This window comes from Solibacillus sp. NPDC093137, assembly GCF_050280445.1.
Classification (GTDB): domain Bacteria; phylum Bacillota; class Bacilli; order Bacillales_A; family Planococcaceae; genus Solibacillus; species Solibacillus isronensis_B.
On the sequence record NZ_JBNNVH010000001.1, the window covers coordinates 888,637 to 904,566 of the forward strand.

At 36.6% G+C, this 15,930-nt stretch carries 13 protein-coding genes; 10 read left to right on the plus strand and 3 right to left on the minus strand.

Translation table 11 applies throughout. From position 1 onward, the window contains the following. The first annotated feature begins 7 nt into the window (after positions 1–7). Positions 8–1,822 carry an ABC transporter substrate-binding protein gene (locus ACQKN3_RS04625; RefSeq protein ID WP_427709741.1) on the plus strand — a complete coding sequence of 605 codons (1,815 nt, stop codon included), beginning with the start codon at positions 8–10 and terminating at the stop codon, positions 1,820–1,822. 66 nt (positions 1,823–1,888) lie between these two features. Here the strand turns inward: ACQKN3_RS04625 and ACQKN3_RS04630 are convergent, their stop codons facing one another. Beyond that, on the minus strand, positions 1,889–4,396 hold the full coding sequence (locus ACQKN3_RS04630; RefSeq protein ID WP_427709743.1) for a sensor domain-containing protein: 2,508 nt from the start codon (positions 4,394–4,396) through the stop codon (positions 1,889–1,891). 259 nt (positions 4,397–4,655) lie between these two features. On the opposite strand from ACQKN3_RS04630, the gene ACQKN3_RS04635 reads away from it, so the two are divergent. After that, positions 4,656–6,449: an S-layer homology domain-containing protein gene (locus tag ACQKN3_RS04635; RefSeq protein ID WP_427709745.1), complete on the plus strand. Its 1,794-nt coding sequence runs from the start codon at positions 4,656–4,658 to the stop codon at positions 6,447–6,449. 129 nt (positions 6,450–6,578) lie between these two features. Here ACQKN3_RS04635 and ACQKN3_RS04640 read toward each other — a convergent pair whose 3' ends face one another. Then, on the minus strand, positions 6,579–7,052 hold the full coding sequence (locus ACQKN3_RS04640; RefSeq protein WP_251687755.1) for a YusW family protein: 474 nt from the start codon (positions 7,050–7,052) through the stop codon (positions 6,579–6,581). A 321-nt stretch (positions 7,053–7,373) separates the two neighbouring features. Between ACQKN3_RS04640 and ACQKN3_RS04645 the strand changes: the two genes are divergently transcribed. Further along, positions 7,374–8,726, plus strand: a complete 1,353-nt coding sequence (locus tag ACQKN3_RS04645; RefSeq protein WP_427709747.1) for a TraB/GumN family protein — start codon at positions 7,374–7,376, stop codon at positions 8,724–8,726. A gap of 79 nt (positions 8,727–8,805) precedes the next feature. Here the strand turns inward: ACQKN3_RS04645 and ACQKN3_RS04650 are convergent, their stop codons facing one another. Then, complete coding sequence (locus ACQKN3_RS04650) at positions 8,806–9,144, minus strand: GlpM family protein (protein WP_427711589.1); 339 nt, start codon at positions 9,142–9,144, stop codon at positions 8,806–8,808. A 239-nt stretch (positions 9,145–9,383) separates the two neighbouring features. Between ACQKN3_RS04650 and ACQKN3_RS04655 the strand changes: the two genes are divergently transcribed. The 7 genes from ACQKN3_RS04655 (at position 9,384) to ACQKN3_RS04685 (ending at position 15,896) form a co-directional block, all read left to right on the plus strand. Beyond that, a complete protein-coding gene (locus ACQKN3_RS04655; RefSeq protein ID WP_427709749.1) occupies positions 9,384–10,193 on the plus strand; it encodes a helix-turn-helix domain-containing protein in 810 nt (269 codons plus the stop codon). A gap of 119 nt (positions 10,194–10,312) precedes the next feature. After that, entirely contained in the window at positions 10,313–11,311 is a 999-nt protein-coding gene (locus ACQKN3_RS04660) for an ABC transporter substrate-binding protein (protein WP_427709751.1), read from the plus strand. A gap of 131 nt (positions 11,312–11,442) precedes the next feature. Then, positions 11,443–12,453, plus strand: a complete 1,011-nt coding sequence (locus tag ACQKN3_RS04665) for a FecCD family ABC transporter permease (RefSeq protein ID WP_427709753.1) — start codon at positions 11,443–11,445, stop codon at positions 12,451–12,453. After that, positions 12,443–13,471 (plus strand): FecCD family ABC transporter permease, encoded by a 1,029-nt coding sequence (locus ACQKN3_RS04670; RefSeq protein WP_427709755.1) that lies wholly within the window; start codon positions 12,443–12,445, stop codon positions 13,469–13,471. The genes ACQKN3_RS04665 and ACQKN3_RS04670 overlap by 11 nt, the downstream gene beginning before the upstream one ends. Before the next feature lie 6 nt (positions 13,472–13,477). Further along, entirely contained in the window at positions 13,478–14,263 is a 786-nt protein-coding gene (locus tag ACQKN3_RS04675; RefSeq protein ID WP_427709757.1) for an ABC transporter ATP-binding protein, read from the plus strand. A gap of 9 nt (positions 14,264–14,272) precedes the next feature. Further along, a complete protein-coding gene (locus ACQKN3_RS04680; RefSeq protein ID WP_427709759.1) occupies positions 14,273–15,007 on the plus strand; it encodes an alpha/beta hydrolase in 735 nt (244 codons plus the stop codon). 205 nt (positions 15,008–15,212) lie between these two features. Beyond that, a complete protein-coding gene (locus tag ACQKN3_RS04685) occupies positions 15,213–15,896 on the plus strand; it encodes a hypothetical protein (RefSeq protein WP_427709760.1) in 684 nt (227 codons plus the stop codon). Positions 15,897–15,930 lie beyond the last annotated feature (34 nt).

Genomic DNA, 15,930 nt, shown 5'->3' on the forward strand with positions numbered 1-15,930 from the left:
ATTTTTCATGAATAAAAAATTATTTACGTTAGCATCAACAGCAACGGTGGCAGCAATAGCATTAGCAGGCTGTGTCGAAACAAAATCAGATGTAAAAGAAAACGATTCAGCAACTACTGAAACGGCTGGGGCAAAGCCAGTCATCGAATTACTTGGTATGGCTTCTTCAGAGCAGGACATGAATATCGTGCGTGACCAATTAGTGAAGAACGGTTTCGATGTGAAATTGAATATCCAACCGGATTACGGTTCATTCACAGCACAGCAAGATGCGGGCAACTTTGACATTGCCATTTCAAGCTGGACGACTGTAACTGGTAACCCAGACTATGCAGTACGTGGCTTATTCAAAACGGGTGGGGACTACAGCCGTACTTCAGATGAAACAGTCGATAAATTAATCGATGAAGCGAGTACATTAACTGGTGATGAAGCAAAGGATAAATATAAAGAGCTTGAACAGGCTTTAGTATTCGACAATGCCTATATCGCGCCATTGTATATTTCTCAAAAATTCCAAGGTATTTATAAAGCGGAAGTTAATCCGGATACAGTACGTCTGCCAAAATCACGTGCTCAAGCATGGGAAACAATTTCATTCAATGATGAAGGGAAAAATGCATCAGAAACATTGGTACTTCACCAAGCATTGGCATCATTGACTTCACTTGACCCGGTTAAGGCAAACGATGGCTCGATCAATACATTGAACACAAATATGTATGTTCGTTTAGTGAATTTATCAGATACGGATGAAGTCGTATCAGATGGCTCACTTTCTTACGACCATGCAATTGCTGAAAACAATGAAGAATATTATTTCGTACTGCGCGATGATATTAACTTTGCAAAAGTGGAAGGCGAAAAAGCAGTTGATACAGGGGATTTAGTATCAGCAGAAGATGTTGTATTCTCATTAAACCGTGCAAAAGACGAAACATCGGTACCGGATCACCGCACATATTCAATCCATGAAAATATTGATACAGTTGAAATCGTATCGGATATTACATCATTAGAATCAGTGAAAACAGCAGATGGCAAGTCTGTTTTAGAAGAATTATCGGATGAGCTGCCTGCAGCGATTTCTGAAGTAGTGACAGATGAAAAAGATGTAGACAATGCAGCAGGTAAATACCAAGTTGTTAAATTAACAACGCCAAATCCTTTCCCGCAAGTATTAAACTACTTAGCGCACCAATCTGGCGGTATTGTATCTGAAGCTGCGGTAACTGCAGTAAATACATTTGATGTAGCAAGCTATGATCCTAATACGGATATCGCTTACGGTGATCAATCGACAGTTACAGAAGGCGCAAGCTATGCAAACCATTTAGCAGCATCAGGTCCATATATTTTAGTGAAGAAAAATGACTATGAAGCAACATTCGTGAAAAACCCTGCATACCAGGCGGGAACAGAAAACGAGCCGAAAATTGAAAACATCAGCGTTCGTTTCATCCAGGATAATGACAGTGCACTATCAGCATTACGTAATGGTGAAATCCACGTATTACAATCAGTTCCTGAAACGAAAACAGATGTAGTTGAAGGCGATGAAAACTTAGAATTAAAAACAGCTGACAGTAACGCCGTTTCTTACTTATTGTTCAATACAAGCGGTCGTGAAACTGCGAAATCTGCAGACTTACGTAAAGCAGTTCTGCACTCAATCAATCAAGAAGAGTTCATCAGCTACTACCAAGGTAAGAAAAAGCCGGCTGTATCAACAGTTTCACCTTTAATTGACACAGGTTTAAAACTGGATGCAGACAGTGCAAAAGTAAAAGAGTTCTTAAAAGCATATAACGAATCAAAATAACATTAAAAACCGAAGCAGCTATGAAAGTTGCTTCGGTTTATTTGTTTAAATACAGTAAATGATTGATTATGAAACTTGTGGTGATAAATAGCCGACTTTCAGGATGTTTTCAAACTCTTCTTTCTTAAGGGGTTTGGAAAATAGATATCCTTGAATTACATCACAGTCATTTTTTTTAAGAAATTTAAGCTGTTCAAACTCCTCTACACCTTCAGCAACTACATTCATCTCCAACGATTTCGCTAAATGCAATGTAGCGCAAATAATCCCGTTATCTACTTTGTCTTCATTATTAATATTATCTATAAATATTTTATCGATTTTAATTTTATTCGGTTTAAACTTTCGAATCGAGGCTAAAGATGCATAGCCGGTACCAAAATCATCAACCGCGATTCGAATCCCGAGGTCTTTTAAGCTTTGAATCGTTGAATACACACTCGATTCTATATTTAGCAATGTATCTTCTGTAATTTCGAATTCCAAATAGAACGGATCAATGCCGTAATGTTCCAACTGTGTTTTCACATGTTGAAACAATCCTTTTTTCATAAATCGGATGGGTGGGATATTAATTGCTATCGGAATGATCGGCAGTCCTTTTTCTTTCCATTCTTTAAGAAGCTCGCACACCTTTTCAATCACCCAATCAGTTATCCCGTTGATCATATGATTTTCTTCCGCAAGCGGAATAAATTCACCAGGGGACACTAATCCCCATTCTTTATGGTTCCAGCGAATTAGTGCTTCGGCTCCGCAAAGAGAACCATTGCTCGTTTCTACTTGCGGCTGGAAATGTAACTCAAATTCCTCATTTGAAATCGCTTTTCGCATATCGCGATCCAAAGCATACTTTTTATAAGTTGATACATCCTCTTCTTCAGATGAAAGCTGATAAGTACTTTTCCCTTCCTTTTTAGCTTTATAAAGTGCCGTGTGAGCATTTTTCAAAAGGGTCAATTTTTCCCTGCCTTCTTCAGGATAGAAGGTAATGCCGATACTAGTCGAGATGTTTAACTCGTAATCCTGAATAGTGAACGGTTCTCTAATTTTTTTGATGACCGTTTTGGCATATTGAAGCACTTCTTTTTTATTTTCGAAATTTCTTATGATCATAATAAAATCATTGCTGCTTAAACGTGCAAGATAACTGTCTTTAGGCATTATTTTTTCAAGACGGTCTGCAACGAATTTTAATGTTTCATCCCCGATAAAATAGCCGAGTGAATCATTGATTATATTAAAGCGGTCCAGATCGAAATAAAAAATGGCGTATGGGTCATCACTTTCGCACATGAGATCCAATTTATTAAATAGACTTTGCTGATTTGGCAGACCTGTAAGATTATCGTAGTTGGATAAGTAATTTATTTTATGTTCCTTTTCTATTTCATAAGTAATATCTGTAACTAAACCGAATATATTCGCTATCTTGCCATGATCATTAAGACGGGGCACAACTTCTTCAAGCAGCCACTTTGTATTACCTTTTCCGGAATTAATCCGATAAATCCACTGGAAACTTTGCCCGTTCATCATTTTCTTTTTACCGTTTTCCAACTCCGAAAGATGGACGGGTTGGATCATGTTAAACCAAGCTTTTGAATCCTCATATAGGGTCGAAAGGGGGATCTCTAATATGTCTTCCAATCCTTTCGAAGCGAAAAGAAATTTACCTCCTATTTTTTCTCGCATCCAAATGCCTGATGTCAAATTATCAAAAATCGATTTATAGCCTTCATTCTGCTCGATCAGCTGCTTCTTCAGCAATGTTTGATAGGTTTCATCTTTAATAATTCCGAAGATTTTAGCTGGTTTTCCTTCTTCCCAAAACACTTCTGCATGTACTTTGAAATGTTTTAAATCTTTTGTTTTTCTATGATAAACCCGCAGTTTATGCGTATAATTTTCGCCGTCACTAATGGATTTTTTTAAATATTGTAAAGATATATTCAAATCTTCAGGGTGTATTTGCTTGAACGGCTCCTCAATACTTATATATTTTTGATAATCAATGCCGAACATATTATAAAAATTTTTGGAACAAATAAGTTTATCTTCATTGAAATAATATTCCCAGCTTCCGATTTCAGCTATTTGCTGAGCATAGTTCAAGTGATTTTCCCATAACATCAGTTCCTGTTTCATCACCGTTTTATCTGTATTATCGGTAACGATCAAATAAACACCGACAACATCTTCTTCAATGATTATCGGAATAAAAGTCAGATCGAGAAATAAAGTTTTATTAAGATTATTTTTTATTTCAATACTACATTTTTCAGCATGGCCTTGTAATGTTTTATTAAATGTATTTTCGAGTAAATCTAAGTTATCCCCCCACACAAACTGTTGGAAGTCCTCGTCATTTACTATTGGCTTACCAAGTAAAGCATGGAGTTTATTATCATTTAATGAAAGTACTTTACCAATTTTAGATAATACAATGACAATATTCGGATGATTATTCGTAAGAGATGTGAAATAATTGAAAAAATCTTTATTCACTTCTTGATTGAGATTTCGATCTAAAAATAATTGATTGAATTTATGATAGTTCATATCATTTTCCATTAATTTTTCCACCATCCATCTATAAAATCCATTTCTTTGATACGTAATGATTCATGTTCATAACACCAAATTGTCAATATAATTTAATACTATCTGATAAAAAATACTATTTTTTGGATATTATAATATATTTAATCATAAAACTTAACCAAATGTAGGTAATGTGAGTATTTAAAAAAATCTGGAAAAATATACAACGACTAGGTATTTCGTGCTAAACTGATTTTAACAGTTTATAAAAGAAAGGTAGTTTATACGTATGAAAAAAACAACAAAATATATGGCACTCTTTACAATTCCAGCTATCATCGTTACCGCACCTGCATTCATAGATGCTGCATATGACTGGCAAGTCGAAAATACGGAAAATCTCATTGATCAGATTAATCCATATAACACTACATACGATTATTATTTAAATGAGGCAAAAAATGCTTATTATTTATTATCGAATTATCAGCAAAACCAAGTCCGCAATTCGACAACACTTTTCTATTATTTAGGAAGTGATTATGATCATCAATATGTGCTGACGACGTTTTCAAATAAAATCGCTGCCATCTCTGCACGAAACAGTACATTCTTGCGCGATATAGAGGAAACAAATCGGTATTACCATTCATTGACGACTACTCAACAAGCGATAATCCCAAATTATTTATACTTACAGCTTCAAAATTATATGGAAAACATGACAAAAATGAAAGCAGTACAACTAAAACTTGAACAATTATCTGTACAGGACAGCAGTTATGTTTACAATTATGAAACTACCATGCAGGAGTATCAATTACTGCCTTATGATTTTCGAACGTTGTTAACACCACTTATGAATGAGAAAAAGCGAGAGTATGAGACTTATTTTTCACCAACAAACAATCGTACAATCGCACAGCAAGTAATAAATGAAATTTCCAAATTATCGACAAGCTCTTCACAGGAACAAGTAGCATCCGTACGTGTAAGGTACAACGGGTTAACTACTTTACAGCAAACCTTTGTTTCCAATTACCATGACTTACTGTATATAGAAGAAGTACAACGCAATACGTCTTTTGGTTGGGACCCTTATCATGAGGATGAAAAGGACAAGCAAAGCGAGTATTCGACAAACATAGAAGTTACAAAAAAAGATCAATTGTACACGGTAGTAATGCCTGTTTCCAAAATGAAACGTTATACAAACACAAAAATAATTGTTTCAGATACTATTACACTCTCAATCCCGAAAGACGCGGTGCAAAAAACAAATAATGGTGATGTTTTGACAATGACAATTGAAGAAATGAATGAAGAATCCATACTGTTTACCGCAAATATGTATGATGAAAGCTTCGAATTTTCTTCCTATATTGATATAGAGGTAAAAGGCTTGCCTTCATCAGCAACAATTGTGCGATTGCATGAAGGTGGCGAGTATATAGCAACGCCATACAGAAAACTAGCAAATAAATTTATGATAAAAACGAAAACATCCGCACAGTTTACAGCTTTAAATAGTCGAGTGCGATTTTTTGATATTCATGCAGATGGACATCGATATGAAATTGAGCAGTTGGCAAAACGTAAAATTGTATCAGGAGTAGAGGGCAGCTATTACAAACCGAATGCCAAAGTAACATTAGCACAATACGCTGCTATGATTGCTCGTTCGATGAATATTACGACAAATGAAAGCTCTACATATCAAGATGTACATGGGAAGTGGTATGAAAGCTCAATAGTAGCGCTGTTGGAAGCGGGAATACTAGAGCAACCAAATTCAAATTACTTTAATGCTGAAAAAGTTGTCACACGAAAAGAAGCGGCTGTTTTATCGGTACGATTGCTTCAATATGCAGGGATTCAATTTTCAGACCCAATTTTAAATAAAATTCCATTTACTGATTTTAAACAGCTTTCAACATCTGATCGTTATTTTGTTGCAGCCGCATATGAATTGGGCATTTTTGGTGGTAAGGAGAATGGCCAATTTGATCCGAATGGAAAACTGACGCGTTCTCAAATGGCAAAAGTATTGTACAAAACATTACAGATCGCAAAGATGATTTAATTGAATCAAATTAAGAGTTAAAAAATGAAATGGGTAGGACCTAAGCCAAAAAGACCGTTTTTCTCTGGGAGATAAACGGCCTTTTTAGGTATTTATAAATTTCAGCTTCTGTCCCAACCCTATATATTATTACTGTGCTACACGACGGTATTCTTTTACTGTACCATCAGCAAATTTAATTTCTATTTCCACTTCCAAAAAGCTGTCGGGTTGTTCGAATTTTTGAAGTACTTCATCAATTACTTCATCATCTGGTGTATCCTTATCGAATGTAAATCCTTCGAAAATTGGGACCAATTTGTTCGTTGCTTCATTACCTTCTAATTTTGTTTTGTTAACTTCATCTTCAATTTGTGCTTCTGCTCGGGATGCTTCATTTTCATAACTCACTTCATAACTCTTATCATCCGCATACTGGATATCCAAATCAAAGTGAGTAAAGTTAAATGGGGCATCAGAAGTTTCGGTTACAGTACTTGTCTGATTCATTGTATTTTGTTCTGTCGGCGCATTTTCAGGCAAATTTGTTGCTTCTTCGCTGTCACCACAGCCTACTAACAATGCAGTTGTACTCAATGCGCAAATTAATGCAAATTTTTTCATTAATTGAAACCACCTTTCTTGTAACTACTGTTAAAATACCCGATAAAATAAAAATTAATCAATTTAATATTATTTTGAAAAATATAGTTATTTTTGTTTATGTCATATTGTCTATAGCGAATCATTAGCTGAAAATAAAATAGGTACTTCAATAAATAATTGAATGCCAAAATATTCTATATTTAAATAAATTTATGTTACACTTATCACGTGAAATAGATTTTAATGGAAAATGAACTTAAACTGAATTTCTCCATTGTCTCTCCAATTTATTTCATAAAACCAATTGGAAATGACTTTCTAATGCAGGAGGATGTTTGAATGAAAAAGATGAGTAAAACCGTTTTGGCTACAACATTGGGGACTACATTGATGCTAACATCGATTATGCCTGCCGTTAAAGCTGAGGAAGTAACACCTGATATAAGCAGCTGGGCACTCGGTACATTAAATGAAGGTGAGAAATACGGAATTTTCCCGATCGAATGGTACTATGATGGGTTCCGTACAGCGATTACAACGGAGCGTTTAGATTCATTAATTGAGCTAACTGCACTAAAAATTGCAAGTTTAAATTTGGATAAAAATGAAGAATTTAAGCCAGTTCCGATAAAAGGTGGTGGCACACGCGGTGATGTTATTAACCGTCTTTATAATATTGTCGGACAATACAAATTAGATACAGTAGAAGATGCTGTTACATATATGCAGAAACATAAAATTTTACAAGGCTCGGAAAAGGGCTTGATGCTCGATCAAAAAGCTACAACACAACATGCAGTTATTTTCGCCGTACGACTAATCCAGGATACATTTGAGCAGGCAAATGCCGGCGCGAAAGGTGTTGCATGGATAGTGGAAGATGAAGATACAAAAGTGTATATGCTTGGATCAATTCATGTAGGAACACCGGATATGTACCCAATGCATAAAAAATTAACAAAAGCCTTTGATGAGTCGGACGGTCTTTTTGTTGAGGCGAATTTATTAGATCCTACCGGGATGGATTATTATATTGAAAAGGCAATGTTTAATGATGGACGTACGATTAAAGATGTTGTAAGTGAAGAAACGTATGCGAAACTTCAAAAGGTTGCAGCACAGCTAGAAATGCCAATAGAAGAGCTGGAAATACAAAAGCCATGGCTGCTTTCAAATAATTTTTCGTCGATGATGATGGATGGGGCATTTGGTTTAACAGCAGAAGAAATGGCGATGCATGGAGTAGATATGCAGTTTTTATTAACAGCTTACTTACAGCAAAAACCTATTTATGAGCTGGAAGGTATCAATGCACAAGTCGATATGTTTGAAGCATTATCGCCAGAAGCACAGGAAGAATCGTTAGTAGCCGCACTTGACGGAATTTTGGAGCCAACTGAACAGTCTGAAGAAGATGTTCAGTTAATGGCAGACTGGTTCACGAATTGGTTCAAAGGTGATGTGGAAAAGTTTGCGGAAAGCTTAACTGAAATGGAAGGGGACACATCTGAGTTCAATCAGATGCTGTTTGGTAAACGCGATGCAGATATGGCCGCCAAGCTTGTTGATGTATTGGAAGAACAAAAAGGGACATTCTTTGTCGTTGTTGGCGCAGGTCACTTCTTAGTCGATAAAAATATTCGCTATCATTTAGAACAAAGCGGTTATGAAGTAAAACCATTTTATCAATAAAATTAAAAGCGCATGGGGCTGGTTACGAAAGTAGCTGCTCCATGCGTTTTATTTTTGGGAATTCATAATAAAACTGTTACTAAGCATTTAATAACCCTAGCACAGGTCTTCCGGCAACCATGAAAACGATGTAAACCGAAAGTGCTCCTAAAATAGCATAACTAGGCTTCCATAAACCCGACAAATAAAAAACAAGTACAGTAAATAACACCATGCCGACAGCACCAAAAATGGCGTTTTGCTGGACAATATGAAAAGTGTCTTCCGTCATATTTTTCATTTGCAATCGCATATTGAGCAACGTTAAGATCGGAAGCAATGTTATAATACCGGACAAAAAGTGCAGATTCGATTTGCTTAACCAAGAAGCCAACAGCATAACTGTACCACCAAGAATAAACTGAATGACATAAAACACGTTTCGCATACCTCAATTCCATTAAAATACAATAACTATAAATCATCGAATTGAATCTATCAATCTCATTTTCGGAAAATAGAATTTATTAATTAAAACGAGATTTACTAGGTAGATTTTCCATTTAGTTTTATAAAAAATTGCATTAATTCTCTCGAGTTGTAAGAATATGTTGAATTTTCTAGTCATAGTAGTGTACCCTTATTGAAAATGATTATCATTACCGCAATGGTAAAGGGGTGAGGAGAATTCAAACGAACGATTTAATAAAATATTTTGCAAACACATCGATTCAATATACTGATTTATTTGTAACTAGTTTAGATCCCAATGTACATGATCACAATCGTAATACAGCCCCATGTTTAAATGGACTCGTTATTACTCTGTCGGGTAGTGCAGATTTTTCACTGAATGGGGAAGTATACGCTATACATAAAGGGGTAATCCTCCATGCCGGACCTAATATGGCTATTGATATTAAAGTTACAAGTAAGGAACCATGGCATTATACGGTACTGCATTATGAAATGTTAAACCGTCCTATTTCATTGGATATAGGCCATTTTGAAATCGCTACTGGTCATCATCATAAATTGGATTATTTAGTCCATCAATTGATCTATTTCGAAAAAATACCGGGCGATATGAACCGGCTGAAATGTAAGTCTCTGTTTATGCAGTTGGTGGAATTTATTGTTATTTGCGCAAAAATACAAACTTCAAACAATGTAGTGGACCAGGCGATTACATTTATATCCGAACATTATAATTTACCTATAACAATAGCAGAGATCGCGGAGGCGGTAGGGTGTGATCGTCGAAGATTTGCCTATTTGTTTGATAAGCAAATAGGCATGTCACCAATTCAATTTTTAACGGAGATCCGATTAAAACAATCCCGGGAATTGCTGCGTACCACATCAATTCCGATTAAGGAGATTGCTGAACTAATCGGTTACCAAGATGCATTCTACTTTTGCCGAGTTTTTAAAAAGCAATATCACATGACACCGACAAATTTCCGTAAGCAATATTTAACTGTTTAAGCAAAAATCCATGCATTTTGTAAAAAACTCTATGTACGTAAAAACAACCGTTTGATATTATCGACATTGTAAATGAGACGATAATGATAATCATTATCGGTTAAGCGGGAGGAAAAATGATGAAAAAATATCGTACATTAATCAGTGCAGGGGCAATTGCATTAATGCTTGCTGCATGCAATGCGGATAAAGAGGTGGATTCGTCATCTGCAGCTGAATCAGAAAATAAGACAGCACAAGTTTCAAATGAAGAAAAACCTGTTGCAGATGAAGCAACAGAACAAAAAATATCTTATTTAGGAAGCGACTACAAAGTATCTGAAAATGTGGAAACAATTATTACAGCAAGTCTGGAAGCGATGGAAGATGCTGCAGTACTCGGTGTAAAGCCTGCAGGTGTTATTTCTACTGATGGCACGTCAATTCCTAAATACTTGGAGGCGGATTTGGCAGGAGCAACTGTTGTCGGGTCCAAAAAAGAACCGAGTACAGAGGCCATGCTTTCTTTAAACCCTGATGTAATTATAGGAACGAGCAAATGGGATGAAGCACAAATGTCGAATTACAACAAAATAGCAACGACATTCCCTTATTCTCATATTTCTACAAACTGGAAAGAAAATTTATTATTATTTGGCCAATTAGCCGGCAAAGAATCAGAAGCACAGAAAGCACTGGATGACTATGATAAGCAAATAGCCAGTACGAAAGAATCGATTTCCAACAGTGAGCTGAAAAATAAAAAGGTTGTTATCATCCGTGTACGTGGCGGTTTGTCGGTCTATCCAGCAGGAGTATATTTAAACCCTTCTATTTATGAAGATTTTGGCTTTTCAGTGCCAGAAGAATTGAATTCAATTGAAGCACAAACAACGATTACATATGAAACATTGGCAGAGTGGAACCCGGATATGATTTTCCTTCAATTTGCCGATGATGAAAATAAGGATACTCCTGAGTTATTACAAGAGATTTTAGATAATCCCATATTTAACAGTACAACTGCTGCTAAAACAAATAATGTACATGTTAATCTTATAGATGCAATGGCACAGGGAGGGACAGCTTGGTCAAAAATTAACTTCCTGAAAGCATTTAATGAAAACGTATTAAAATAATTACGAATTATTCAATAGACAGCTTCAGAGAAGGTAGAACAGACTGTACAATATTTCTGTGAAAGGGCTGTACCGGAAAGACTTTTCCGGGCAGCCTCTTTCATTTAATCAATAAAAGGAGGCCTATATTTTTGAATTTTTCATACCGGCATTTCATTTTATTTTCATCAATAATGCCTGTTCTGATTGTTGTTGTGACAATCATGTCGATTTCGATGGGTACAAAATCAATCTCTCTTGAAACTATTAATGATGCATTTATCCGTTACGACAAAGAAAATATAGATCACCAAATCATATGGTCTGGTCGGTTACCAAGAGCGCTCGCTGTTTTATTTGTCGGTGCATTTTTAGCAACAGCAGGTGCAATTATGCAAGGGATTACACGAAATTTTCTTGCGTCTCCATCAATTATGGGCGTAACGGACGGCTCAGCTTTTTTCATTACGATGGCCTTTGTTTTCTTGCCAGGGATTTCAAGTTTTAATTTAGTCCTCCTTTCTATGCTAGGTTCACTTTTTGGCGGTGCACTTGTATTTGGTTTCGCATCCATAATTAAAAACGGGCTATCTCCAGTTCGACTGGCAATTATCGGTACGGTAATCGGTACATTTATAAGCAGCATCGGAACTGCCATTGCGATGTATCATCAAATTTCACAAACGATTACAATGTGGTATAACTCGAAAGTACATATGGTAGAAATGGAATTAATCTATTTATGTGTTCCAATTGGAATGATCGGACTATTACTGGCCCTTTCATTGGCGCGCGCTGTGACAATTACAGCACTTGGCGAAGATGTTGCGGTCGGATTGGGGCAAAACACAAGAATAGTAAAGGTATTGAGTATGTTAGCTGTTGCTATTTTGACGGGTACTGCTGTAGCTCTAGTTGGAAAAATTGCTTTTGTAGGATTAGTCGTACCTCATATTGTAAGAATGCTTGTGGGCGTCGACTATCGTGTAATCATTCCTTGTTCGGCTGTTATGGGTGCCTTTTTCCTTGCAGGCTGTGACCTCTTAAGCCGGTACATCAATTTTCCATTTGAAACGCCGATTGGAGTAGTAACGGCATTAATCGGGGTACCGTTTTTCTTATATTTAATACGACGTAAAGGCGGGGAAAAATATGCCGCTTAATAAAACAAAATGGCTGTTTATAATGGGCACACTGTTTTTTACGCTTTTATTTGCAATGTATATCCATTTAACAAGTGGCGTATTCACGATGACGACACCTGAAGTATTTAAAACTTTACTGAGGATTGATTCAACAGAACAATTTGATTTAGTCATTTTTGATTTTAGGCTGCCTAGAATCATTACGGCTGCACTTGTCGGTATGGGCCTTGCGATGGCTGGCGTTGTACTTCAGGGGATTACAAAAAATGCGCTTGCTGATCCGGGAATTATCGGAATTAACGCCGGTGCTGGCTGTGCAATTGTTATTTTCATGTTTTTCTTCCATATGGAACTTATTAATGTGGAAATAAACAGCCTTGTAAAAATATTAATAGTTCCGATTTTTGGTTTTGTAGGAGGAGCAATAGCTGCAGCAATAATATTGGTCATTTCATATAAACATGGACGAATGGATATGCAAAGGCTGATTTTAACAGGGATTGCCATTAACACCGGCTTTAGTGCAGTTACTTTATTCTGGTCACTGAAAATGGATGAAGGGGATTATCAGGCCGCTGCTATTTGGATGAATGGCTCGATCTATAATTCCAACTGGTATTTTGTCAATGCAATGCTCCCATGGCTGATTATTTTAGGTGTTTATATTTACCGGAAAACCTATTTGCTCGACTATTTTCAATTGGAGGAAGAGACGGTAACTAGTCTTGGAATTAGTATTGAGAAAGAAAAAATTAAACTAATGCTTGCAAGTGTCGGACTTGTCAGTGCCTGTGTTTCAGTTTCGGGAAGCATAGGGTTCATTGGTTTAATGGCACCGCATATCGCAAGACAGCTAGTCGGTATTCATCATCGCTATATGATGCCGGTAAGTCTTTTTATAGGGGCTGTATTGCTTGTGTTTTCAGACTATGTAGCAAAAACGGTCTTTTCACCTGTAGAGCTCTCGGTTGGGATAGTCGTATCACTTGTCGGGATTCCGTATTTTCTGTATTTACTTGTAAAATCGAAAGGGTGAGATATATTGTATGCATTTGAAGTTGAAAGCTTAACGACAGGTTATGAGAATACAAGAATTATCGAAAATTTAAATGTGAGCATTCAAACAGGTAAGATTACGACGATTATCGGACCAAATGGCTGCGGTAAATCTACTTTATTAAAAACAATCGGCCGTATATTAAAAAAGGAATGTGGCGAAATTTTTCTGCAGGATGAAAACATGAATAAGATGTCTACTAAGGAAATCGCAAAAAAGCTGGCATTACTCGTACAGTCTCCGGCAGCACCAGGACAGTTGAAAGTACATGAGCTTATTTCGTATGGACGCTATCCTCACCGGAAAAATGTTGGACGACTTACGAAAGAAGACAACGAAAAAATCAATTGGGCGATGGAAGTCACAAATACTTTGGAATTCCAAAATCGGGAAATCGCAGCACTTTCAGGTGGGCAACGGCAGCGTGTGTGGCTGGCGATGGCTTTGGCGCAAGAGACCGATATTTTATTGTTGGACGAACCGACGACATACTTGGATATGGCACATCAACTGGAAGTGCTTGAAATAGTTCAGCAACTCAATAGAACGTTTGGCTGTACGATAATTATGGTGCTCCATGATTTGAATCATGCTGCAAGATTTTCAGATGAACTGATCGCGATGAAAAAGGGGGAAGTGCTTCATACAGGCACACCCGTACAAATAATGAAAGCCGACATATTAAAAAATGTATTCCAGATTGATGCTAAGATTATGGTTGATCATGAACATCAGGTACCCGTCTGTTTTTCATATAATTTAATGAAATAGGTGAAGTTAATGCAATCAAAGTACAATGGCTATTCTTATATTTTGGACATTTACGTACCGAATGAAATACCTCCCGCAGAAGGGTTTCCGTTAATCATCGTGTTGGATGGAACACGCTACAGTAAACTGATGTACGAAACAATGGCAATGCAGTTGCGAAACAGGAAAAAAACATTAGTTGATCCTGCAATTATTGTTGGTATCGGCCATGATGATAAGGATATTCCAAAACAGCGATTTTATGATTTCACGGCACCGGCATTTCATTATCATTTTCCTGTTCGCAGGGGGAAAGTGATGCAGGAGCTTCCGGCTGGAGGAGCAGTACAATTTTTGGATTTTATTTTGCAGCAAATTGTACCGATGCTTCAGGAAAAATATGCAGTTGACGATCAGAAAATATCGCTGTATGGACACTCGTTAGGCGGATTATTTGTCTTGTGGAGTTATTTGATTTATCCGGACAGCTTTTATAAATATGTAGCTTTAAGTCCATCGATTTGGTGGAATAATCATGAGCTTTTTCGGACAATTCGACAAGTGGAAAATCCTATTGAAGCACCTATATTCATAGGAGTCGGAGGTAAAGAGGGCGATATGGTTGATGATGCGCAGAAATTTGTTGCAATGGCTTCTGAGAAATGGATTAACTTTGAATTTTATATAGCAGAAAGCGAAAATCACGCATCTGTCATTCCAACTACGATGAGTCGGGTTTTGCGATTTTTAAAATCAGATGATTAAATGAATTAAGTAGGTGGAACGAACCGGCTGCTTTATAACTAATTGAACTCTTTTAGTTTAATTCAAATCCATAGAACCGCCTTTTATGTTAAATAAAACAGCGGGCCATTTGCACAACATGTTTTTATGTAGTTGTTTACGGGAAGAGATGACTATCACGCTTCATACATCGTTAGCTACATGGATATAGTAGGAGGAATGCAAAATGGGAAACAAAGAATCTGAAACAAATAAAAAATCATATAACCGCTTACCTGATGAACGTAAAGACGAGAAAGTAGAAAAATTTGATGAAACGAATCATGTAAATGTACAAAACGAATCAATGAAAGATGATTTATTGCTTAAAACGAATAAAGAATCGTTTAACCGTTTACCGGATGAGCGTGATGATAAAAAAATGGAGAAGTATAATGAACGCAGTAATGTCGAAGGGAACGAGGAAAAAAAAAGCCTGAAAACGAATAAAGAATCGTATAACCGCTTACCGGATGAGCGTGATGAAGCAAAAATGAAAGACTACAATGAACGAAGCCATGTAGAAGATAACATTAAGCAGGATACAACCGCCGAGACGGTGAAAGAGTCCTATAACCGTTTGCCGGATGAACGTAATGATGAAGATATGAAAAATTATAATGAGAGAAGTCATGTGGAAGGGAACGGACATACGGACAAACCTGTTGAAACCGTAAAAGAGTCCTATAACCGTTTACCAGATGAACGCAATGACGAAGTGATGAAATCTTATAATGAACGCAGTCACGTAGAAGGCAATCAGCAACAAGAAATGAATGTAGAGACCGAGAAAGAATCGTACAATCGTATACCTGACGAACCGGTTCAGGAAACATTAGTGCATGAAAAATATAAAAGTAATAACAAATAAATTTCATATCATTATACGCACGAAAAGCATCGAA